Origin of the sequence: Streptomyces sp. NBC_00989 (assembly GCF_045162655.1) — a bacterium.
GTDB lineage: Bacteria > Actinomycetota > Actinomycetes > Streptomycetales > Streptomycetaceae > Streptomyces.
In genome coordinates, this window is the sequence record NZ_CP108728.1 from 3,643,382 (window position 1) to 3,666,817 (window position 23,436).

Below are 23,436 nucleotides of genomic sequence, written 5' to 3' on the forward strand. Positions count from 1 at the left end.
CGTTCGCTTCTCTTGCGGGGGTGGGCCAGCGCGCCGTCTCTGGGGGCTGCCGCCCCCAGCCCCCCGCTTCGGCCTGAACGGCCTCGTCCTCAAGCGCCGGACGGGCTGGTTTGTACCGACCTGTACCGACCTGTACCGACAAGCGAAGCCCGAGAACCCGACCGGCGAAGCCCAGGCCCGTGCCAAGGGAGACCCTGGCACCTCTGTAGGCGAAGCCTCAAGCCCTCGGCAAGAGAAGCCCCGAGGTCTGGATATGTGCACCCCCCAGGCCTCGGCCCGTGAAGCCCCACGACCCGACAAGCGCGGCCTCAGGACCCCGGCTTGCGAAGCCCCATGAACGACAAGAGCGGCCCCGAGACCTCGACAGCCGAAGCCTCAGGGCCTCGACAGGTGCGGCCCCCGGACCCAAGCCGCTGGGCCCCGGCTCCCGGCTCCCGGCTCCCGGCTCCCGGCTCCCGGCTCCCGGCTCCCGGCTCCCGGCTCCCGGCAAGGGAAGCCCCAGAACCTCGACGAGTAAAGCCCCTAGGCCTCGACAAATACAGCCCCGAGACCTGCCAGCGCGCCGCAGACCTCTTCAGCCCGCCGTAGATCTTCAGCCGGAGCCAGATCTCTGAGCCCGCCATGGATCTTCAGCTCACGCCAGACCCTGCAGCTCACATCGGACCCTTCAACCCGCCCAGATCCTCAGGCCGCGCCAAACCTCTGAGCCCGCCACTGGCCTTGGACCTGCACCAGACCCCTCAACCTGCCCCAGATCTTCAGCCCGAGCCAGGCCTCTGAACCCGCCCGGGATCTTCAGCTCACGCCAGAGCCTTCAGCCCGCCCAGATCCTCAGGCCGCGCCAAACCTTGCGACCCACCCCAGGACCTGCGACCCACCCCAGACCTTCAACCCACGCCAGGCCCTGTCAGCCCACCCCAGACCCTCAGCCCGAGCTGAACCTCTCGGCCCACCCCAGCTCCTCAAGCCCGAACCAGACCCCTCGGCCCCCGCAAGCCCCCCCCACCCGCGACGATCGACCCCTCAACCCGCAACCGACACCGAAGGCTCGCCGGAGGCGATTCCGTCCGCTTCCATCTGTTCGGCGATCTTCATCGCCTCCTCGATCAGCGTCTCCACGATCTTCGACTCGGGCACCGTCTTGATGACCTCGCCCTTGACGAAGATCTGGCCCTTGCCGTTGCCGGAGGCGACGCCGAGGTCGGCCTCGCGGGCTTCGCCGGGGCCGTTCACCACGCAGCCCATGACGGCCACGCGGAGCGGGACCTCCATGCCCTCAAGGCCCGCCGTGACCTCCTCGGCCAGCTTGTAGACGTCGACCTGGGCGCGGCCGCAGGAGGGGCAGGAGACGATCTCCAGGCGGCGGGGCTTGAGGTTCAGGGACTCCAGGATCTGGTTGCCGACCTTGACCTCCTCGACCGGCGGCGCGGAGAGGGAGACGCGGATGGTGTCGCCGATGCCCTGGGAGAGGAGGGCGCCGAAGGCCACGGCCGACTTGATCGTGCCCTGGAAGGCGGGGCCCGCCTCGGTGACGCCGAGGTGGAGCGGGTAGTCGCACTGCGCCGCGAGCTGGCGGTACGCCTCGACCATCACGACCGGGTCGTTGTGCTTGACCGAGATCTTGATGTCCTGGAAGCCGTGCTCCTCGAAGAGGGACGCCTCCCAGAGGGCGGACTCGGCGAGGGCCTCCGGGGTGGCCTTGCCGTACTTCTTCAGCAGGCGAGCGTCCAGCGAGCCCGCGTTCACACCGATGCGGATCGGCGTGCCGTGGTCCTTCGCGGCCCGCGCGATCTCCTTGACCTTGTCGTCGAACTGCTTGATGTTGCCGGGGTTCACGCGAACCGCCGCGCAGCCCGCCTCGATCGCGGCGAACACGTACTTCGGCTGGAAGTGGATGTCCGCGATGACCGGGATCTGCGACTTGCGGGCGATCGTCGAGAGGGCGTCGGCGTCGTCCTGCGTGGGGCAGGCCACGCGGACGATCTGGCAGCCGGACGCGGTCAGTTCGGCGATCTGCTGAAGCGTGGCGCCGATGTCCGACGTACGGGTCGTCGTCATGGACTGCACCGACACCGGCGCGTCGCCGCCCACCGCCACGGTGCCGACCTGGATCTGCCGGCTCTTGCGGCGCTCGGCGAGCCGGGTCGGAACGGACGGAATGCCGAGAGAAATCGCAGTCATCTGCTGTGCAACCCCAAGTCGTGGATCAAGGCCCCGGTCCCGGAACAGCGGGCTCCAGGCTTCGAGATTACGTCAACCGTGCGGGCCCGAGCACATCCCGGCCGTAAACCCACTCAATGGAGGACGGCCCCGCATCAAGGATGCGAGGCCGCCACGAACCAGGGGTGACTAGGAGATTTTCACTGGGTTAACCACGTCCGCCACGAGGACCAGCAACGTGAAGCAGACGAAGATCCCCGCCACCACATAAGCCACCGGCATCAGCTTCGCCACGTCGAACGGGCCCGGGTCCGGGCGCTTGAGCACCTTCGCCAGGTTCCGCCGCAGCGCCTCCCACAGCGCGCCCGCGACATGCCCGCCGTCGAGCGGGAGCAGCGGGAGCATGTTGAACAGGAAGAGGGAGAGGTTGAAGCCCGCCACCAGCATCAGGGCCATGGCCAACTGCTGGGTGGGCGGGATGTCCAGGGTGAAGATCTCGCCGCCCACGCGGGCCGCGCCGACCACGCCCATCGGGGAGTCGGCCTGGCGGGGGGCGCCGTCGAAGGCCGCGTTCCACAGGGCCGGGATCTTGCCGGGGAGGGCCGCGATGGAGTCGACGGCCTCGCCCATGCGGTCTCCCATCCAGGTGACCGAGTCGCCGAAGTCCTGGCGGACGATGCCGGTGGCCGCGCTGAAGCCGAGGAAGCCGGCGGTGACGTACTGGCCCTGGACGATCTGGCCGCTGGAGTCCTTCTTGGCGACCTGGTTCGACGCGATCTTCGCGTGCAGGGTGAGGGGCTGGCCCTTGCGCTCGACGACGATCGGGACCGTCTTGCCGGGGGTGGCGCGGATCAGGTCGGAGAGTTTGTTCCAGTCAGTGGTCCTGACCCCGTTGAAGCTGACGATCTTGTCGCCCGCCTTCAGGCCCGCTGCCGCCGCCGGGGAGGCCGGGTCGGACTTCTTGCAGGTGTCGCGGTTCTGGCTCTGCGCGATGACGCACTCGGAGACCGAGCTGACCGTGTTGGTCTGCTGCGAGATGCCGAAGCCCATCAGGACGGTGAGGAAGAGCGCCACCGCGAGGATGAGGTTCATGAAGGGGCCCGCGAACATCACGATGACCCGTTTCCAGGGCTTGCGTGTGTAGAACAGGCGGGACTCGTCGCCGGGCTCCAGCTCCTCGAAGGCCGCCGAGCGCGCGTCCTCGATCATGCTGCGCCAGGGCGAGGTGGAGCGGGACTCGATCTTGCCGTCGGGGCCGGGCGGGAACATGCCGATCATGCGGATGTAGCCGCCGAACGGGATGGCCTTGAAGCCGTACTCGGTGTCGCCCTTCCGCTTGGACCAGATGGTCGGGCCGAAGCCCACCATGTACTGGGGCACCCGGATGCCGAAGAGCTTCGCCGTCGAGAGATGCCCCAGCTCGTGCCAGGCGATCGAGACCAGCAGGCCGACCGCGAAGACGACTATGCCGAGGATCATCATCAGGGCTGTCATGCACGCGCCTCCGCGTTCGCCGTGGTCGTCTGCGCTGTCAGTTCGCGGGCCCGGGCGCGTGCCCAGGTCTCCGCTTCGAGGACGTCCGACACGGTGAGTGAAGTTCCCGTGGCCGGTGTCCCATGTTCCTCGACCACCCGTGTCACCGTCTCCATGATTCCGTTGAACGGCAGCGCGCCCGCGCGGAACGCCTCCACGCACTCCTCGTTGGCCGCATTGAACACCGCCGGGGCCGTACCCGCGAGCTGTCCCACATGCCGGGCGAGCCCGACCGACGGGAACGCGTCGGTGTCGAGCGGGAAGAACTCCCACGTCGACGCCTTGCTCCAGTCGAACGCGGGCGCCGCGTCCGGGACCCGCTCGGGCCAGCCGAGCCCGATGGCGATCGGCCCCCGCATGTCGGGGGGCGTCGCCTGGGCGAGTGTCGAACCGTCCGTGAATTCCACCATCGAGTGGACATACGACTGCGGATGCACGACCACCTCAATGCGATCGAAGGGAATGTCGTACAGCAGGTGCGCCTCGATCACCTCCAGCCCCTTGTTCACCAAGGTTGCGGAGTTGATCGTGATCACCGGGCCCATCGCCCAGGTGGGGTGCGCGAGTGCCTCTTCTACGGTCACTCGCGCCAAGTCGGCTTTGCTACGACCCCGGAAGGGGCCGCCGGACGCGGTGACGACGAGCTTGCGGACATCGGCTCGCGTACCGGCCGCGAGGGCCTGGAACAGCGCCGCGTGCTCGGAGTCCACCGGGATGATCTGCCCCGGCTTGGCCAGCGCCTTCACCAGCGGACCGCCGACGATGAGCGACTCCTTGTTGGCGAGCGCGAGGACGCGGCCCGCCTCCAGGGCGGCGAGGGTGGGCGCCAGTCCGATGGACCCGGTGATGCCGTTCAGCACGGTGTGGCAGTCGGAGGCGGCGAGTTGGGTCGCCGCGTCCGGTCCGGCCAGGATCTCGGGAAGCGGCTCCCCCGCGCCGTACTGCGCGGCGAGCGCCTCGCGCAGTGCCGGTACGACGTCCTCGCGGGCGACCCCGACCGTCCGCACCCTGAGCTGGTACGCCTGCTCGGCGAGAAGCCCGACCCGGCCGCCGTTCGCGGAGAGTGCGGTGACCTTGAAACGGTCCGGGTTGCGCAGCACCAGGTCGATGGCCTGGGTGCCGATGGACCCGGTGGACCCGAGGATCACCAGGGCCTTGGGACCGTCGCCCACGACGGGGTCGTAGACGAGATGTGGGTCGGCGAGGGGTGCTGGACTGTCGCTCATCCCTCCATTGTTGCCGCAACGCGTGGTCGGGGGGACAGCGGTTCCCTCGGGCGGGTGGCTTATCGGCTCTCGTCGGTGATTGAAGGGAAATCCCCCTTTGTGAATACGGCGTGAAGATCGTGTGATAACACTTCAGTCCTGCGCCGGTGGACGACCGGCGCGTGGACGACATCCTGGGGGGATTCTCCATGCGGATACGCGCTGCCCTGCCCGCACTCGCGGGCGCCGCGATACTCACCGGCACCTTGCTGAGCACTCCGGCCGAGGCGGCCGGCGGGGTCACGGTCTACCGCGTCTGGTTCGACAGCCCGGGTTCGGACAACCGGTCCAACACGAGCCTGAACGGCGAGTGGGTGCAGATCAAGAACACCAGCAGGTCGGCGATCTCGCTCAAGGGCTGGATCCTGAAGGACGTCTCCAACCACCGCTACACCTTCAAGAACATCAAGATCGGCGCCGGCAAGTACATCAAGGTGCACACCGGCAAGGGCACGGACACCGCGTCGAACACGTACCAGGGCCGTGCCGCCTATGTCTGGAACAACACCAGCGACACGGCGACGCTGACGAAGTCCAACGGCAGCAAGGTCGACACCTGTTCGTGGACGACGCGGGATCCGAGCGACAAGTACTGCTGAACGAGGGCTAGTTGACCGGTCGGTGGAGGTTGTCCGCCTTGGACGGGCCCGGGGTCGTGTCGGCGATCCAGGGTCCGTCGCCCGACGGGTCGACGATGCCTTCCTCCAGCCACGTGTACGCGCCGCCCATGACGCCCTTGACGACCTTGTGGTCGATCGTGTCGGTGTTGGTCCACAGTCGGCCGAAGAGTTCCTCGACGCGGATGCGGGACTGTTCACAGAAGGCGTCGGCGAGTTGGTAGGCCTCGCGGCCGTGATCGCCCTGGGTGCGCAGGAGTTCGGCCCGTACGCAGACCGCGCTCATCGCGAAGAGTTCCGCGCCGATGTCGACGATCCGGCCCAGGAAGCCCTGTTTGGTCTCCATGCGGCCCTGCCAGCGGGACATGGCGTAGAAGGTGGAGCGGGCGAGTTTGCGGGCGCCGCGTTCGACGTAGCGAAGGTGCCGGGAGAGGTCGATGCCGTGGCGGAACTCGCCGTAGGTACCCGGGAGTTGGCCGGTGCCCGCGACCAGCTTCGGGAGCCACTTGGCGTAGAAGACGCCCGCGTTGGCGCCCGCCTTCGCCTTGTCCTGGAGGGACTTGTCCGGATCGATGAGGTCGCCGGCGACCTTGAGGTGGGCGTCGACGGCCTCGCGGGCGATCAGGAGGTGCATGATCTCCGTCGAGCCCTCGAAGATGCGGTTGATACGGAGGTCGCGCAGGACCTGTTCGGCGGGGACCGCCTTCTCGCCGCGGGCCGCGAGGGACTCGGCCGTCTCGAAGCCCCGGCCGCCGCGGATCTGGACCAGTTCGTCGGCCATCAGCCAGCCCATCTCGGAGGAGAAGAGCTTGGCGAGCGCGCCCTCGATGCGGATGTCGTTGCGGTCCTCGTCGGCCATCTGCGAGGAGAGGTCGAGTACGGCCTCCAGGGCGAAGGTCGTCGCCGCGATGAAGGAGATCTTCGCGCCGACGGCCTCGTGCTCGGCGATCGGCCTGCCCCACTGCTCGCGGGCCGCCGACCACTCGCGGGCGATCTTCAGGCACCACTTGCCCGCCGCGACGCAGGACGCGGGGAGGGAGAGGCGGCCGGTGTTGAGGGTGGTGAGGGCGATCTTCAGGCCCGCGCCCTCGGGGCCGATGCGGTTGGCGGCGGGCACCCGGACCTGGTGGAAGCGGGTGACGCCGTTCTCGATGCCGCGCAGGCCCATGAAGGCGTTGCGGTTCTCGACGGTGATGCCGGGCGAGTCGGTCTCCACGACGAACGCGGTGATGCCGCCCTTGTGGCCCTCGCTCTTCGGCACCCGGGCCATCACGACCAGGAGGTCGGCGATCACGCCGTTGGTGGTCCAGAGCTTCACCCCGTCGAGGACGTACGAGTCCCCGTCCGGCACCGCGCTCGTCGCGAGCCGCGCGGGGTCGGAGCCGACGTCCGGTTCGGTGAGCAGGAAGGCGCTGATGGCGGTGCGGGCGCAGCGGGGCAGGAACTCCGCCTTCTGCTCGTCCGTGCCGAACAGTTTCAGCGGCTGCGGTACGCCGATCGACTGGTGGGCGGAGAGCAGCACACCGACCGCGGGGCAGGCCGAGCCCGCCAGCGCGAGCGCCTTGTTGTAGTACACCTGGGTGAGGCCGAGACCGCCGTACTTGGTGTCGATCTTCATGCCGAGGGCGCCGAGTTCCTTGAGGCCGCTGATGACCTCGTCGGGGATGCGGGCCTCACGTTCGATGCGGGCGGCGTCGATCTCCGTCTCGCAGAAGACGCGCAGCTTCGCGAGGAACTCCTCGCCGCGCCGGGAGTCCTCGGCGGCCGGGAGGGGGTGGGGGTGGATCAGGTCGAGCCGGAAGCGGCCGAGGAACAGTTCCTTGGCGAAGCTGGGCTTGCGCCAGTCCTGTTCCCGGGCCGCTTCCGCCACCTGCCGGGCTTCTCGCTCGGTGACGGTGGGTTTGCTGGATGGAGCGGACATGAGGCTCACCTCGCCGCGAATCGGGCCCTCGGACCATGGCGGTTACCGACGGGTGCTACCCGATCGTATGTACCCGATCCACCGCGAAGCAGCCACCCTTCGCGCGTCCGTTCAGCCGATGTCGACGGAGTACGCCTTTGTGTCAAGCCGCCCCGAGCCCTTGAAGACCTCGGTGCCGGACTCGATGCCGGAGACGTACTTGTCGTTGCTGAGCAGCTTGCGCCGGACGAGGGCCTGGGTGAAGTCGTCGATGTCGAGGGACGCCTTGGTGGTGTTGGTCCGGCGGACGAAGGAGTACACGTTCCAGCCGATGTTGCCCTGGTAGATGTCCCACATCGCGCCGTCGAGGCTGACGCTGCCGTACTTGGTGCCGAGCGGGCCCGCGCCGCCCTGCCGGTTGAGCCAGATCATGATCTCGTCGGTGGGCTGGTCCGCCCAGTCCGCGGTGTTCTTGGAGTGCAGCCACAGGTCGTACGCGACGTCGAGCGTGCCGGGGTTGCCGCTGAGCGAGAAGTCCCAGGTCGTCTTCACCGGCTTACGGTCACCGACGCGGATCGGCAGCCCGGTGGTGGCCTTGTCGACCTTCCAGCCCCAGTGCCAGCCGAGGACGGTACTGGCGAACGTCTTCACGTCCGCGTCGGTGCCCTTGCTGTTGTTGGCCCAGCTGAAGGACGTGCCCCACGAAATGGTCGACCCCGACCGGGAGTTGTCCCACACGCACTGGCTGCCGGTGGCCTTGTCGCGTCCCCACTGGTTGTTGTTGACGTAGTACTTGCCGAGCGTGACGGTGTCGTCGGCCGCGCACTTCCTGCTCGTCTCACCCGCCTGGGCGACGGTGACACCGGCGAGGGCCGCGAGCGCGACCGAGGCGACGGCGAGCACCTTCGCCTTCTTCGAGAGACGGGGTCTGCGGTGTTGCATCGGGGGTCCTTCCGGGGGACGGTTCGTCTACGACCCGTCAGCGGCCGTTACGACCTCTCAGTGGCCGCCGACCCGCCCGGAGGTTGCCTCACCGGCGCGGAGAATCTCGCCGGACCGGGGTTTCCCGAACAGTCGAGCCCGGTGTTCCGAGAAAGTGTCGAAGCGCTTCGACAACCTATGGACACCCACACCGCCTGAAGCTAATGTCGAACCACCCTCACTCGCCCTTGTCAGCAACGCGCACTGTCGAAGCGCTTCACAAAGCTTGGAGAGCTGGATGGTCACCCTCGCCGAGGTCGCCCAGCACGCCGGAGTCTCGGCGAGCACGGTGAGCTATGTCCTCAGCGGCAAGCGGTCCATCTCCGGAGCCACCCGGCAGCGGGTCGAGCAGAGCATCCGCGAGCTGGGCTACCACCCGAACGCGGGCGCCCGCGCCCTGGCCAGCAGCCGGTCGAACATCATCGCGCTGATGGTGCCGCTGCGCACCGACATGTACGTGCCGGTGATGATGGAGATCGCCATCGCCGTGGCGACCACCGCCCGCCTGCACGGCTACGACGTGCTGCTGCTCACCGGCGAGGAGGGTCCCGACGCGGTGCGCCGGGTCACCGGCAGCGGGCTCGCAGACGCGATGATCCTGATGGACGTCGAACTCGACGACGAGCGGCTGCCGTTGCTGCGCGGCACCGACCAACCCTCCGTACTGATCGGCCTCCCCGCCGACACCACCGGACTGACCTGCGTCGACCTCGACTTCGGGGCGACCGGCGCACTGTGCGTCGAGCACCTCGCCAAACTCGGTCACCACGACATCGCTGTCATCGGCGAGGCACCCGCCGTCTACGAGCGGCACACCGGTTTCGCCGAGCGCACCCTCGACGGACTCCGGTCCCGCGCCCGGGAGTTGGGCCTGCGCGTGCTGCACCGGCCGTGCGAGGGCGGGTACGACGCGATGACCGTGACACTGTCCCGGATCTTCGACGAGCGCCCCGGCACCACGGGCTTCGTCGTGCAGAACGAGTCGGCGGTCGAGCCGCTGCTCGCGCTGCTGCGCCAGCAGGGCCGTGCCGTGCCGGAGGACGTGTCGGTGGTCGCGGTCTGCCCCGACCAGGTCGCCACCCAGGCCTCGGTGCGGCTGACGTCCGTCGCCATCCCCGCGCAGGAGATGGGCCGTTACGCCGTGGAGCATCTGGTGGCCAAGCTGGACGGCCGCGGCAGCGACGAAGTCGTGCTGATCGCACCGGAGTTGACGATGCGGGCGAGTACGGGACCGGCACCCGCCGTTTCCTGACCCTTTCGACCTCAGAGCTCCACCCCTGTGCTGCCGCCAGGGCACCGCCATGTCTGCACTCCTCACAGGAGCCCTCACGTGAATCAGCCTGCCGAAAACCAGCTCAGCCAGGGCGCGGGTGCGGTCAGCCTCGCGCAGTCCTCCCCCACCGTCGGAACGTTCCGTGAGCGGGACGGCGCGCTGGAGTGGAGCGGGCGCCAGGAGACCGTACGGATCGAACCGTGGGGGCCTGACGCGGTGCGCGTCAGGGCCCGGCTCGGCGGTCCGCTGCTCGACGGGCTGCCCGGCGCCCTCCTGGACGAGGCGCCGGTCACCGAGGCCACCATCAAGATCGAGGACGCGCAAGGGACCCTGATCGTCGGCAAGTTGACCGTCGAGATCGACGCCGAGGGCCTCATCCGCTTCCTGCGTACCGACGACTCCGGCGAACTCCTCGCCGAGGCCCGCGCCCACTTCTGGTGGCCCGGCTCGCGCCTCTACACGGCGGTCGGCAACGGCCACCACCGCCTGGAGCAGCGCTTCGCCGCGTACGAGGACGAGAGGCTGTACGGGCTCGGCCAGCACCAGCACGGGAAGTTGGACCAGAAGGGGCTGGTCCTCGACCTGGTCCAGCGCAACGCCGAGGTCGGCATCCCGGTGCTCGTCTCCAGTCGCGGCTACACCCTGCTGTGGAACAACCCGGCGATCGGCCGCGTGGAGCTGGCCGGCAACGGCACGCGCTGGGTGGCCGATTCGGCCCGGCAGATCGACTACTGGATCACCGCGGGCGACCCGGCCGACGGGCAGCGCCGCTACAGCGCGGTGACGGGCCGTACGCCGATGCTGCCGAAGTGGGCGGCGGGCTTCTGGCAGTGCAAGCTGCGCTACCGCACGCAGGCCGAACTCCTCGCCGTGGCAAGGGAGTACAAGCGCCGGGAGCTGCCCCTCTCGGCGATCGTCTGCGACTTCTTCCACTGGACGCACCTGGGCGACTGGAAGTTCGACCCGGCGGAGTGGCCGGACCCGGCCGCGATGGTGCGTGAACTGGACGAGCTGGGTGTGAAGTTGGTGGTGAGCGTCTGGCCGTCGGTGTCTCCGCTCAGTGAGAACCACGGGGTGCTGGAACAGCGCGGCTACCTCATCGGCACGCAGTACGGCCCGATGGCCCACGCCGACTGGCCGGACAAGGGGGTCGCGTCGACGGTCCAGGTGGCCTTCTACGACGCCACGAACCCCGAGGCCCGGGAGTTCCTGTGGTCGAAGATCCGCGACAACTACCTTGTGCCGTACGGCATCACGGCCTTCTGGCTGGACGCCTGCGAGCCCGAACTGAAGCCGGGTTTCCCGGAGAACCTGCGCTACTGGGCGGGCCCGGGCCTGGAGGTCGGCAACCTCTACCCGGCGGAGAACTCCCGCACGTTCCACGAAGGGCTGCTGGCCGAGGGCGAGTCGGAGATCATCACCCTCAACCGCTCGGCGTGGGCGGGCAGTCAGCGCCATGGCGCCGCGCTCTGGTCGGGTGACATCGGCACCGACTTCCCGACCCTGCGCCGCCAGATCGCCGCGGGCCTCAACACCGCGCTGTCCGGCATCCCTTGGTGGAACACGGACATCGGCGGCTTCCACGGCGGCGACCCGGACGATCCGGCGTACCAGGAGGTCATGGTCCGCTGGTTCCAGTTCGGCGCGCTGTCCCCGCTGATGCGCCTGCACGGCTTCCGCGACCCGGGCATGCCGCTGGGCCCCGACATGACCGGCGGCCCCAACGAGGTCTGGTCGTACGGCGATCGGGCCCTGCCGATCCTGGAGAAGTACCTGCGGCTGCGCGAGCGCCTGACGCCGTACGTCCTGGACGTGATGCGTGCCGCGCACGAGGAGGGGCTGCCGGTGATGCGGCCGCTGTTCCTGGAGTTCCCCGGGGACCCGGCGACCTGGTCGGTCGACGACGCGTACCTCTTCGGCCCGGACCTGCTGGTCGCCCCGGTGCTGACAGCGGGCGCCACGGTCCGTACGGCGTATCTCCCGGCGGGCGCGTGGTGGACGGACGCGTGGACGGGCGAGACGTACGAGGGCGGTACGGCGGTCACGGTCGACGCCCCGCTGGACCGGATACCGCTGTTCCTGCGGGACGGGGCGACGCTGCCGGTGGCGGAGTAGCGGCCTCACGGCTCGGGTGGCCGGCTGGACGGCCGCCCGAGCCGTGACGCTTCCGTTGTGCGGAACTGTGGGCTCCGTCACAGCCGTATCGATCTTGTTCTGCTGGACTCCTCCGATGGTGTTACGCAAGCTCGCCACTGTTGCGGGCCTCGCCGCGTTCGCCCTGTACTTGTGGGGTCTGCTCTGCGTCCTGGGCGCGCTCGTCCAGGCCGAGGACGGCGGCGCCGACTCCTCGCCGGCACTGCCCTGCCGTACGACCAACGGGCAGGTCGACGGGCCGGAGGATCCCCGAGCCGCCCGAGTCGTGGACTACTCCGTGGACTTCGTCCCGCTCAGGTTCGTCTGCGAGATGACGGGCGGGGGCAGCTACGTCACCGAAACGGTTCCCGGCTACGTCAACCCGGCGGTGTACGGCCTCGCGTTGGCCGCCCTCGGCTGCTGGGTCGCCGCGCTCGTCGCGGCGCCGCCCGGCCCTCGCGGAGTACGAGGACCGGGCGGCTGAGCGGAGCACCGAGGTGCCCGGGTGGGTCAACTACTGGTGACGCTCTCGCTGTTGGTGGTGAAGTCCAGGCCGCCGGACGAGGACGTGATCTCGAAGCCGAACTGCAGGTCCCCGATGGTCACGTTGCCGAACCAGCCCTTGGTGTCCTTGATCCACTTGAGGATCGGCAGGACGTTGACCGTGCCGGAGCTGGAGTTGGAGGTGCGCACGAACGAGAACACGTCGTTGGCGCCGTTGTTGCCCTTGTAGACGGTCCAGGTGTGACCGCCCAGGGTGAGGGTGCCCTGCGAGGTGCCGAGCGGGCCGACGGCTCCGGTCTTGTTCATCCAGAGCATGATCTCGTAGTCGTAGTTGGTGTCCCAGATGTCGTACGACGTGTTGTACGCGCCGGACGACGGCACCGTGACGTTGTAGCTGCTGGTGAGCGAACCGAGCGAGGTGATCGACTTGTTGATCACCTTCTTGGCGTTGGGATAGGACTTGATGCCGCCGGTGTTGGGGTGGTTGGCGTTGACACCCCAGTTGGTACCGGAGTTGGCCCAGATGCACTGGCTGCCGGCGCCGGAGCCCCAGATGTTGTTGTAGAGCGTGTAGCCGTTCAGGGTCGTGTTGCCGTACTGGGCGCACGAGCTCCAGACCGCGGCGGAGGCGGGGGCCGAGGCGAGTGCGACGGTGGCGCCGAGCGCGAGGGCGGGGGCGAGAACGGCCGTGATGACGCGGCCCGGCTTGCGTGTTGCCATGGTGTCCCTTCCATGGGTGGGGGGAGTTGCGAGTGGCTACCGCGCCCCCAGGGTGAGGACGCGGTCTTCTCCGGCGACGAGGTCGAGCGGCTCCGTGCCGGAGGAAGTCCGGAGTTCGACGCGGTGAGTGCGGGACGGCCGGATCAGCGCTGTGGCGGAGTGGGGCGCCCAGCTCAGATCGACCTCCGCCCCGAACCTCGTGCGTACGCCGGTGAGTTGACCGTGCGGATACGCCGCCGGCAGCGCGGGCAGCAGGACCAGCCGGTCCGGGGTGGACTGCACGAGCGCCTCGACGACCACGCCGGGCAGGGTGTGCGCGGCGTCCGCGTTGTAGACGTCACGGTTCGGGTAGTGCGCGCTCATCAGCGAGGCGTGGAAGAAGTCTCCGTCCAGCACCTGGCCGAGGGCGTGCGCGACCCGTTCACCGTCCCGGAGACGGGCGGCGACGAGCGCGTGGTGGAGGTGCCCGTGCGCGGAGTCGTTCTCGGCGCCCCGGAGTTGGAGGGCGCGGTGCGCGGCGGCGGCGAGCTGCGGGGTGTCGTAGGGGTTGATCTCGTCGAGCGGCCAGACACCGTAGAGGTGACTGAGGTGGCGGTGGTCGTAGGTGTCGTCGAGGCCCGGCCAGGCCCATTCGGCAAGCGCGCCGTCGGAGTTGACCCGGTGCGGCGGCAGCCGGTCGGCGAGCGCACGCCAGCGGAGGGCCTCCGGCGTGTCCGGGTGGTACGCGGCGGCCGTGTCGAGCGCGTGCCGGGCGGCCGAGAGGTCCATCGCCGCGTTGATCGCGCCCCAACTGGCGTTCGCGGGACGGTTCTCGGGCGAGTAGGACGGGACGACTACCAGGTTCCCTTCGGGGTCGCTGCGGCTGAGGAAGTCCTCGTAGAACAGGGCGACTTCGGCGAGTGCGGCGGCGGTACGCGGATCGCGCGCACCGCGCGTCTCGTCGTGGTCGACCAGCGGCTTGAGCAGCCAGTCCGCCCCCGCGGTCCACAGGTGCAGCGGGTACTCGCGGCTGAAGTGGTACGACAGCCCGGACTCCCCGTCGGTGTGCGCGGGCGCGACGACACCCCGGGCGCCGAAGGCGGCACGGGCGTTCTCCCGCCAGTCACCGAGTTGACGGTGGATCAGGGAGGCGAGGGAGTCGGTGACTTCGGGGAGGGCGGCGCTCGCGGCGGACGCGGTCTGGAGGTTGAGGTTCGCGTCGTTGGTGAACGCCCCTGACCAGGCCGTGTTCCAGTCGCCGGTCCACAGTCCGGTGAGCCGGGGCGGGAGCAGGCCGCTGGCGGAGAGGAGGTGATAGCGGCCCGCGGCGAAGAGCCGTTCGAGGAGGGCGGGGCTGTGGGTGCGCTTCAGCAACTCGGCGCCGGGGAGGGCGCGTTCGGCTTCGTCGGCGTGGAGGTCGAGGGTGACACGGGCGTAGGCCGTGCGGTGGAGGGCGAGGTGGCGGTCGAGGAGGGCGCCGTAGGGCTGCTGCCGGTCGGCGAGCAACTCCCCCAGCGCGCGGGACTCTTCCACGACGTCCAGCTCGCCGGTGTGGCGCCGGACCCGGGTGAGGAGGAGGACATCGGCGGCCCCGGAGATCCGGACTCCCCCCGAGGTGAGCTGTGTTGTGCCGCCGGTGACCACGGCCAGGGTGACTCCGGTGTACGCGCGGTCGCTGTCGGGGTAGCGGACCCGGAGGGTGAGGACGGCACCGTCGGAGGTGAGGAGCGTGCCGTGGCCGACACCCAACCCCGCCGGCGCTCCCGGAAGTTGATGGTCCTGGGCGAGGTCGAGAGTGAGGTCGGGAGCCGTGATGTGCTGAACGATCACGTCGTCGGCGCGGGAGACGAAGACGCGGCTGCGCCAGTCGCCACAGCTGGCGTCGACCTCGCCGGTGGTGAAGTCGACGGTACGGCGGTAGTCGCGCCCTGCCGCGCCGGGCGGCCTGCGCAGCCGTAGCTGGAACGCCGGGTGGAAGGGCTGCACCCACTGGAGCGGGCGGTCGTCCGTGAACTCCTCGGCGGCGGTGAGGTCGCCGGCGAGCAACCGGTCCTGGAGCGCGGGGAGTTCGGCGGCCAGGTGCGGGGGCCGGGCGTGTTCGGCGCCGTTCGGGCGGACGAGGGTGTGGTGGGTGACGATGACGCGATCGTCATTCGGATCGCCGAACGCAAGGACGCCGTGGTGGCCGTTGCCGCTGAGGAAGGCGTCCTCCCAGCGGGTGGCGGGGAGAGGTTCCCAGGTGGCGTGCGCGAGGCCGGGTGGCGAGGGGTCGGTGGATGCGGGTTCGTCTGTCATGGTCGCAGCACCGCCGCGCCGTAGCGGCCGAGGGTGATCTCGCCCTCGGTGGTCATGTCGGTGAGCAAGTCATGGTGGGGTCCCGGGAGTTCGACGGTTACCGGTTCGCGGCCGTGATTGAGCAGGAACAGCAACTCCCCGCGCCGTACGGCCTCGACGCCCGACGGGAGCCCGGTCAGCACCGGACGGACGCCCGCGCCGTCGGCGACACGGGCGAGCAGGGCGCGCAGCGCGTGCGGTTCCGGGAGCGTCGAGACGTACCAGGACCTGCCCTTGCGCAGGACGGCGGGGAGGCCGTCCAACTCCCCGCCCTTGTACGGGATCACCTCGTCCACGGTGTCGTCCTCGGCCTCGATCTCCTCCGACCAGAGCGTCCCCCGGAAACCCGCGCACTCGACGGTCTCCCCCGCGTCGAGCGGCCACCACTCGTGCAGGGTGCGGATGCCGAACAGTTCGCGGAGCCGGGCGTCCATGCCGCCGGAACGCACGCGGTCGTCCTCGTCGGCGATGCCGGTGAGGAAACCGGAGACGAGGGTGCCGCCGCCGCGGACGTACGCGAGGAGGTTGTCGATCGCGGTGTCCGTGAGGAGGTAGAGCTGCGGGACGACGACCAACTTGTAGGCGGACAGGTCGTGTTCGGGGTGGGCGAAGTCGGCGGTGAGGTGGGACTCCCAGAGGGCGCGGTGCCAGGCGCGCAGGACCTCGGGATAGTCGACCTCGGTGGAGAGACGGCCGTCCTGCGCGCCCGCCCACCAGGCGTTCCAGTCGTGCAGGATCGCGATGTCGGAGGTGATGCGAGTGTCCGTCACCTCGGCTCCGATGCGCGCGAGTTCGGCGCCCAGCCGCTTGACCTCCTGGAACGTACGCCCCCGCTCCCCCGCGTGGCTGAGCATCCCGGAGTGGAACTTCTCGGCGCCCTGCCGGGATTGGCGCCACTGGAAGTAGCAGACGGCGTCGGCGCCCCGGGCCACGGCCTGGAGGGACCAGAGGCGGTTGAGGCCGCGTGGCTTCGGGTGGTTCACGCCGCGCCAGTTGACCGGTCCGGCCGCCTGTTCCATGAGCATCCAGGGGCCGCGCGCCTGCGAACGGGTCAAGTCCTGGACGAGCGCGGCACTTTGGGCACCGAGCGGATCACGCGGATCGGGATAGAGGTCGACCGAGACGACGTCCTCCTCCTCGGACCAGCGCCAGCCGTCCTGCCCCACCCACATCGGCATGAAGTTGCTGGTGACCGGAATGTGCGGGGTGTGCCGGCGGACGATGTCGCGCTCGGCGGTGTAGCACTCCAGGAGCATGTCGGAGGTGAAGCGCCGGAAGTCGAGCACGTGGGTGGGGTTGTTGAGGTAGTGGGCGTGGCGCGGCGGCAGGATGCCGTCCCAGGTGTCGTAGCCCTGGCTCCAAAATGCCGTGCCCCAGGCCGAGTTGAGGGCGTCGAGCGTGCCGTACTCGGTGCGCAGCCAGCGGCGGAAGGCGACGGCGGCCTCGTCGCCGTAGTCGAAGGTGCAGTACTCGTTGTTGATGTGCCACATCGTGAGCGCGGGGTGGTTGCCGTAACGGGCGGCCAGGGCCTCGGTGATGGCGGCTGCGTGGTGGCGGTAGACGGCGCTGGAGTGCGAGAAGTGCTGCCGTCCGCCCCACCATTCGATGCGGCCGTCGGCGTCGCGGGGCAGGGTCTCCGGGTGGAGGCGTCCCAGCCACGGGGGCGGTGAGGAGGTGGGTGTGGCGAGGACGACGCCGATGCCGTTGGCGTGCATCAGATCCATCAGCCGGTCGAGCCAGCCGAACTCCCGTGCGCCCGGCTCGGGTTCGAGCCTGGCCCAGGAGAAGACGCCGAGGGTGACGGAGTTGACGCCGGCGTCCTTCATCAGCCGGACGTCCTCGTGCCAGGTCTCCTCGGGCCACTGCTCGGGGTTGTAGTCACCGCCGAAGAGGACGCGCCCGCGGGTGGCGTCGCTGAGCTGAGGCATCAGATCCGCTCCCCGTACTGGATGCCGCGCCCGTTGGTGGCGAGGTACACACGTCCGTGGACGCGCGGGTCACCGGTGATGGCCTGCCCGGTCCAACCCCACTGGTGCTGATCGTCGTTGATGCGCACCCAGGTCTTCGCCTCGTCGTCGGAGCGGTAGACGGCGGTGATGGTCTCGGTGGAGCCGACCTGATAGATCGCGGGGTAGTCCGCACCGGCGGCGGCCCTGCCGAAGCCGAGGGTGTACGAGGCCCAGCAGCTGGCGACCTTCGAGAAGCTGACGCCCCCGTCGACGGACCGGTAGAGCCCGTTCCACTTGACGCTCAGCCACAGGTCACCGGACCTGCCGGGCGCGGCGACCAGTTGGAACTGGCTGTCCCCGGCGGGCAGCCCACTCGCACGCGCAGTGAACGAAAGGCCACTGTCAGTGCTGGCGTACAGCGTTCCTGTGTCGGTGTCGTACGCGTAGAAGAGCGCCGGGTCGGCCGGGTCGGCGACCGGCGTGGCGCCCTTCGGGAAGGAGGAGACCTCGGACCAGGTCGCGCCGTTGTCCGCCGAGCGGTGAGTCGCGTACTTCGTGCCGTCCCAGTGCACGAAGGACCACAGCAGCGTACCGCCGTCGGCGCTGGTGGCGATCGGCCCCGGTGGGTCCCCGGCGATGTCGGGCTGGGCAGCGAAGGGCGCCCAGCTCCGCCCGCCGTCGCGGGAGTACGCACCGTTGCCGCTGTCGCCGAAGCCCGTGCGGACGACGTACGACGGCCTGCCCGCGGCCTGCGCGAGTCCCGTCGCCGACCCGAACACGGGGTTCGTCGCCATGCCGCGCGACGGAGACGCCGTGAGCCGCTCGTGGTACATCACGCCGATGTCCCCCGAGGCGCTGATCAGGTGCGCCTCCCCGACCGGGGGCGAGATCAGCTGTCTCACGGACGTCTCCTCCAGGCCACGGATCCGCGGCGCCCAGTGGGTGAGGTCACGGGTGCCGTAGAGGGTGGCGCCGGTGCCGTAGACGACGTGCTTCGAGTCGTACGGGTCGACGGCCACGGCCTGGATCCACCAGCCGAACTTCGGCTGGTCCGCACCCCACTTGAGGAAAGGAGTCTCGGACACGTCGAAGACGGCGGCGTCCTTGAGGGACGTCCAGGTACGGCCGCCGTCGGTGGTCCGGTACAGGGTGTCGACGGCCGCCCAGCGGTTGTTGGTGGAGACGACGACGGTGCCGGCGCGACGGGCGTCGACGGCGACTCCGCCATAGCCGAAGGTGTCGGCGGACCCGTCGGACGTGGTCCCGCCCGGCTTCACCGGCGTGACCTCGCGCCAAGTCCCGCTCGCGACGGCCAACTTGTGCACACTGCCGGTGGACTGGCCGTTGGGCCCGGGCGCGTCGGCGTACGTCACGTACAGCTCGCGGGCGCGGACGTCGTACGCGGCCCGGATCGGGACCTTGGCGGAGGTGCCGGCGGGCTGCGCGGGGACGGCCGTCCAGGTGGTGCCGTCGGTGGTGCGGTAGAGGTTGACGGCGGCAGCGCTCCCGTCGCCGTCACCCCACCCGGCGTAGACGGCACGCCCGACGGCGACGAGGAAGGTGACGCCCTGGCCGCTCTGACTGGCGGTCGCCGGGAAGCCGCTGACGGCTGCCCAAGTGGCGCCCCGGTCGGTCGACTTGAGCAGCCCGTCGTGCCGGGTACCGAGCCACAGGGTGTCACTGTCACGCGGGTCGACCAGCAACCGCTCCCCCGCACCACGCCCGTCCTCGTTGCCGCCGAGCTTCACGGCGAGGTCGGTACGGGTCCAGGTGGCACCCCGGTCCTCGGAGCGGAGTACGGCACCGTTGCCCGCCCAGGACTGGGCGTACGTGCCGACGGCGAGATACAGCCGGTCCCGATGCGCGGGGTCGACGGCGAGCGCCTCCACCCCGAGCAAGTTCCAGTCGTCCCACCCGAGTTGATCGGTGAGCGGGGTCCAGCGCGCGGTCCGATCGTCCCAGCGGTAAGCGCCGCCGATGTCGGTACGGGCGTAGGCGAGGCCGCGGACGGAGGGGTGGAACAACACACCGGTGACGAATCCAGTGCCTCCGATTACGGCATTGCGCCAGCGGTAGGAGGGGGTTTCCGCCGCATGTGCCTTCGCGGCGACACCCGGCACGGCGGTGAGCGCGGCGGCGGCCGCAGTCCCGGCAAGAACGGCCCGGCGGCTCACTCGGGACGCAAGCATGCACATACCTCGCTGTATGAGATGGGGTAAGGAGAGACACTTAAGGGGCGCGGGGCTGTATCGATTTGCGGCTCCGCCGCGTGGGCGCGACCAGACCCCACTCACCCGCAGACAAAAGACAACCGATTCAGCCCTTGACGGCGCCGGTAAGCATCCCCTTCTTGAAATGCCGCTGTACAAACGGCGAGAGCACGGCCACCGGCAACAACGCCATCACCATGACCGCCATCTGCACGGCAAGCCCCGACAACTCCCCCGTCTTGATCGCCTGACCAAGCCCCACCGGAGCCTCCTGCTTCTGCACCAACTGGATCATGACGTTCTGCAACGGCATCATGTCCTGGTCGTTCAGATACAGCGAGGCGTTGAACCAGGCGCTCCAGTACCCCACGGCGTAGAAGAGCGTGATGACGGCGAGCACCGCCCGCGACAACGGCATCACGATCACCCACAGAATCCGGAAGTCACCGGCGCCGTCGATCCGCGCACTGTCGATGAGTTCCTGCGAGATCCCCATGAAGAACCCGCGCAGCACAAGGATGTTGAAGACACTGAGCGCGCTGGGCAGGATCAGCGCGAGATAGCTGTCGGTCAGGCCGAGCGACTGCACCAGCAGATACGTCGGAATGAGCCCGGCGCTGAAGAACATCGTGGCCAGCATCATCATCAGGATCCACCGGTGCCCCAGCGACCCGATACGCGAGAGGCCGTAGGCACAGAGGACGGACACCGCCATCGAGAACGCCGTGCCGACGACGGTGATGAGGACGCTGATGACCGCCGCGCGGGTGACCTGGCCGCCGCTGAGGAGTTCCCGGTAGGCGACGAAGGTGATGCCCTTGGGCACCATGACGAGCCCGCCGGCCTGGTCGATGGTCTTGCGTGAGGAGAGGCTGGTGACGAGGACGATCCACAGCGGGAAGAGGATGGCGAGACAGGCGAGCGTGAGGACGAGTCCCTTGCCCGCGAGCCCGACCTTGCCGGGTTCCTCCTCCCAGGTCGGCCGGGGCGGCGCGGCCCAACGGCCGGGCGGCCGTACGGACTTGGCAGACTCGGCGGGCCCGACGGGTTGGTCGATGACGGCGGTCACTTCTTGTACACCCCCTGCTCGCCCATGAGGTGGGCCACTTTGTTCGCGGCGAGGACCAGGCCGAGGCTGATCACGCCCTTGACGAGTCCGGCGGCGGCCGCGTAGCCGAAGTCCTGGTTGCGGACGCCGTTCCACCAGACGAAGGTGTCGAGGACCTCCGCCGCTCCCGGTCCCACGGCGTCGCGTTGGAGCAGGATCTGTTCGAAGCCGACGGTCAGCGCATCACCGACGCGGAGGACCAACAGCAGCGCGATCACCGGTCGTAGCGCGGGCAGCGTGACGTGCCACATCCGGCGCCAGCGCCCCGCGCCGTCCATCGCGGCGGCCTCGTAGAGATCGGGACTGACGGAGGACAGCGCGGCGAGGAAGACGATGATCCCCCAGCCCGCGTCCTTCCACACGCTCTGCGCGGTGATCAGGAACTTGAACGTGTCGGGGTCGGTCATGACGTCGAGGCCGTCGAACCCGTGTTGCCGCAGGAGTTGCGAGAACAGCCCCGCCCCGCCCAGCAGTTGCTGGAAGACGGCGATGACCAGCACCCAGGAGAAGAAGTGCGGGAGGTAGAGGATCGCTTGTGAGAGCGCGCGGACCCGGGGCCTGACCACGCTGTTGATGAGCAGCGCGAGCAGGATCGGGATCGGGAAGAACAGGATGAGTTGGAGGAAGAACAGAACGAGCGTGTTCTGTACGGCGTTCCAGAAGGACGAGTCCGCGAAGATCTGCTGGAAGTTCTCCAGGCCGACCCAGGGGCTGTGCAGCATCGAGACGATGCCGTTGTCGCTGACGTAGGGGTCGTAGTCCTCGAAGGCGACGATGTTGCCCAGGATCGGCAGGTAGTTGAAGACCAGGATGAGCAGGATCGCCGGCAGGGTCATCAGGAGCAGGACGCGGTCGCGTCTGAACCTGAGCCGCCAACTCACCTTTGCCTTGGGCTTGTTCTGCCGGGAGCCGGTGGCGCCGCCGGACGCCACCGGGGTCTTGCCCGTCGTGTCGGCCTCGGCCCTGCTCCGAGGCACCGTGCTGTGGGACACGGCCGTTCTCCTTGCCTCAGCGCCCGGTCAGCTCGCCGCCGTGCCGTTGTCGTCGAGCAACTTCTGGTACCAGTCGCGGAGTTTGTCGCCGCCCTTGCTCTTCCAGTCGGAGACGGCCTGCTGCATGTCGCTGATCTTCTTGCGGCCGCGGGTGATGTCGTCCTCCAACTGCTCGAAGTCGTTGGAGAGGTTGGTGTAGCGGCTCGGCTCGGTGATCTGCTGGCCGTAGAAGCTCGACTTCTTTGTGAAGGCGCCCATCCGCTGCTGCCACTCGACCTGCGCCTTGGCGACCTCGGAGAAGTCGGGGTGGGCGATCGTCGCGGCGGGGCTGGCGACCATCACGTAGGCGTTGATGACCTCGTTGTTGCCCTGGTCGGTCTTGGTGGGGACACCGTTCTTGACGGTGTAATGGGTGCCCTCCACGCCGTAGTTGGTGAGCATGTACTCCTTGGTGCCGTACGGCGCGGCGGTGACGTTGGCGACGGCCAGCGCGTCACGGATCACGGACTCGGAGGCCTTCTTGCTGACGAAGGCGAAGATGTTGGCCGGTTCGCCCGCCCAGAACGTCGGGTCGCCGCCGTCGTGGCCGAAGATGTCCATGCCCCAGATCTTGTAGTCCGGGTTCTGCGTGGCCTGTTCGGCGGTACGGCTCCACCACTGCGAGATGTCCTGGTTGTAGATGAGGAACTCGCCGGCCGCGAACTTGGGGCCCGGGTCGGTGGCCGCGCTCTTGCCCAACTTGGCGTCGGGGTGCACGTATCCGGCGGCGAACAGCTTGCGGGTCCACTCCAGCGCTTCGAGATACTCCTGCGTCTCGATGCGGTTGATCAGCTTGCCGTCGACGAGGTTCCAGCCGAGCGACTTCTCGCTGCCGGAGAGCACGCCCCAGGCGTTGAACGCGGTCCACTTCATGTCCAGGCAGGCCCAGCGCTTGGCCTTGGCGTTGGTGATCTCCTTGGCCAGGGCCATGAACTCGTCGGCGGAGGCGGGGACTTCGTACCCCTCCTTGTCGAAGATGTCCTTGCGGTAGAGCGGCACGATGTTGGGGACGTACGAGGACGGCATCGGCAGTCCGCGCAGCGCGCCGCCGAAGATGCAGCGCTGCCAGGCGTCGGACGGGATCGCCGCGAGGTTCGGGTAGTCCTTGACCTTGTCGCCGGCGAGGTAGGGGCCGAGGTCGGCGAACTTGCCGATGATGGCGCTGGGTATCTTGCCGCCCATGTTCCAGCCGGGGACGACCACGACGTCCGGGATGTCGCTGGAGGCGAGCACCGCGCCGAGCTTCTGGTCGTAGGTGTTGCCGTCCTGGTTCTGCCAGGTCACGTCGACGCCGATGAGGCTGTTCATCGCCTTGTAGTAGGCGTTGTCGCTCTTCGGCGGGGAGCCCCAGAACGGCGACATGATGGAGACCTTGCCGCCCTTGCCGAGCTTCTTCGGCACCGAGGTCTTCAGCGTGGCGAGGTCCAGCTTGCTGGAGAAGCCGATCGCGGAGCCGTTCTTGGACGCGAGGTCCGGGGTCACCACGTTGCTGGCCACGAAGGCGGGCAGCAGCTTCTTGACGCCCTTGCCCTCCGAACTGCCCCCGCCCGAGCCGCTGTCCGAGGCCCCGCAGGCGGAGAGCAGCGGTACTCCTCCCGCCACCGCTGCGGCGACGACCGCCGTGGAGGCGAGGAAGCTTCTCCGGCTGGGAGCGGAGGCGGCGGAGGCGTTCGGCGTCATTGCGTCAACCCTTCATGGCGCACCAGGACACCCGGCGGTGGAGCCGTCGGCTGCGGTGT

The 23,436-nt window shown here is 69.1% G+C and carries 16 protein-coding genes; 4 read left to right on the forward strand and 12 right to left on the reverse strand.

The features are described from left to right. Positions 1–1,023: 1,023 nt before the first annotated feature. From ispG to dxr, 3 genes are all read right to left on the reverse strand, one after another. Positions 1,024–2,181 (reverse strand): flavodoxin-dependent (E)-4-hydroxy-3-methylbut-2-enyl-diphosphate synthase, encoded by a 1,158-nt coding sequence (gene ispG / locus OG714_RS15550; RefSeq protein ID WP_019058785.1) that lies wholly within the window; start codon positions 2,179–2,181, stop codon positions 1,024–1,026. Positions 2,182–2,349: 168 nt separating this feature from the next. After that, a complete protein-coding gene (locus OG714_RS15555) occupies positions 2,350–3,642 on the reverse strand; it encodes a M50 family metallopeptidase (RefSeq protein WP_406131831.1) in 1,293 nt (430 codons plus the stop codon). 8 nt (positions 3,643–3,650) lie between these two features. After that, complete coding sequence (gene dxr, locus OG714_RS15560) at positions 3,651–4,919, reverse strand: 1-deoxy-D-xylulose-5-phosphate reductoisomerase (RefSeq protein ID WP_406121477.1); 1,269 nt, start codon at positions 4,917–4,919, stop codon at positions 3,651–3,653. Positions 4,920–5,107: 188 nt separating this feature from the next. Between dxr and OG714_RS15565 the strand changes: the two genes are divergently transcribed. After that, positions 5,108–5,557, forward strand: coding sequence for a lamin tail domain-containing protein (locus OG714_RS15565; RefSeq protein WP_406131833.1), 450 nt, complete (start codon positions 5,108–5,110; stop codon positions 5,555–5,557). A 7-nt stretch (positions 5,558–5,564) separates the two neighbouring features. Here the strand turns inward: OG714_RS15565 and OG714_RS15570 are convergent, their stop codons facing one another. Together OG714_RS15570 and OG714_RS15575 are read right to left on the reverse strand one after the other, a co-directional pair. Continuing rightward, positions 5,565–7,496: an acyl-CoA dehydrogenase family protein gene (locus OG714_RS15570; protein ID WP_406121478.1), complete on the reverse strand. Its 1,932-nt coding sequence runs from the start codon at positions 7,494–7,496 to the stop codon at positions 5,565–5,567. 111 nt (positions 7,497–7,607) lie between these two features. Next, positions 7,608–8,417 (reverse strand): GH12 family glycosyl hydrolase domain-containing protein, encoded by an 810-nt coding sequence (locus tag OG714_RS15575; protein ID WP_406121480.1) that lies wholly within the window; start codon positions 8,415–8,417, stop codon positions 7,608–7,610. A 277-nt stretch (positions 8,418–8,694) separates the two neighbouring features. Between OG714_RS15575 and OG714_RS15580 the strand changes: the two genes are divergently transcribed. The 3 genes from OG714_RS15580 to OG714_RS15590 all read left to right on the forward strand — a co-directional run bounded on the left by OG714_RS15580 (position 8,695) and on the right by OG714_RS15590 (position 12,346). Beyond that, complete coding sequence (locus OG714_RS15580) at positions 8,695–9,708, forward strand: LacI family DNA-binding transcriptional regulator (protein ID WP_406121482.1); 1,014 nt, start codon at positions 8,695–8,697, stop codon at positions 9,706–9,708. 78 nt (positions 9,709–9,786) lie between these two features. Further along, complete coding sequence (locus tag OG714_RS15585; protein WP_406121484.1) at positions 9,787–11,844, forward strand: TIM-barrel domain-containing protein; 2,058 nt, start codon at positions 9,787–9,789, stop codon at positions 11,842–11,844. Between the two features lie 115 nt (positions 11,845–11,959). Then, the gene (locus OG714_RS15590) at positions 11,960–12,346 is read left to right on the forward strand and encodes a hypothetical protein (protein WP_406121485.1); all 387 of its coding nucleotides are present in this window, start codon (positions 11,960–11,962) and stop codon (positions 12,344–12,346) included. Between the two features lie 26 nt (positions 12,347–12,372). Here OG714_RS15590 and OG714_RS15595 read toward each other — a convergent pair whose 3' ends face one another. The 7 genes from OG714_RS15595 to OG714_RS15625 form a co-directional block, all read right to left on the reverse strand. Continuing rightward, complete coding sequence (locus tag OG714_RS15595; RefSeq protein WP_406121487.1) at positions 12,373–13,086, reverse strand: glycoside hydrolase family 12 protein; 714 nt, start codon at positions 13,084–13,086, stop codon at positions 12,373–12,375. 36 nt (positions 13,087–13,122) lie between these two features. Beyond that, positions 13,123–15,360 (reverse strand): glycosyl hydrolase family 95 catalytic domain-containing protein, encoded by a 2,238-nt coding sequence (locus tag OG714_RS15600; RefSeq protein WP_406121489.1) that lies wholly within the window; start codon positions 15,358–15,360, stop codon positions 13,123–13,125. Further along, complete coding sequence (locus OG714_RS15605; protein WP_406121491.1) at positions 15,357–17,327, reverse strand: beta-galactosidase; 1,971 nt, start codon at positions 17,325–17,327, stop codon at positions 15,357–15,359. Before OG714_RS15605 ends, OG714_RS15600 begins: the two co-directional genes overlap by 4 nt. Continuing rightward, positions 17,327–19,537, reverse strand: a complete 2,211-nt coding sequence (locus OG714_RS15610; RefSeq protein ID WP_406121492.1) for a 1,4-beta-glucanase — start codon at positions 19,535–19,537, stop codon at positions 17,327–17,329. The genes OG714_RS15605 and OG714_RS15610 overlap by 1 nt, the downstream gene beginning before the upstream one ends. Before the next feature lie 127 nt (positions 19,538–19,664). Further along, positions 19,665–20,627 (reverse strand): carbohydrate ABC transporter permease, encoded by a 963-nt coding sequence (locus OG714_RS15615; RefSeq protein WP_406121494.1) that lies wholly within the window; start codon positions 20,625–20,627, stop codon positions 19,665–19,667. After that, positions 20,624–21,658, reverse strand: a complete 1,035-nt coding sequence (locus tag OG714_RS15620) for an ABC transporter permease (protein WP_406121496.1) — start codon at positions 21,656–21,658, stop codon at positions 20,624–20,626. The genes OG714_RS15615 and OG714_RS15620 overlap by 4 nt, the downstream gene beginning before the upstream one ends. 27 nt (positions 21,659–21,685) lie before the next feature. Further along, positions 21,686–23,377 carry an extracellular solute-binding protein gene (locus OG714_RS15625; protein WP_406121497.1) on the reverse strand — a complete coding sequence of 564 codons (1,692 nt, stop codon included), beginning with the start codon at positions 23,375–23,377 and terminating at the stop codon, positions 21,686–21,688. Positions 23,378–23,436: the final 59 nt, after the last annotated feature.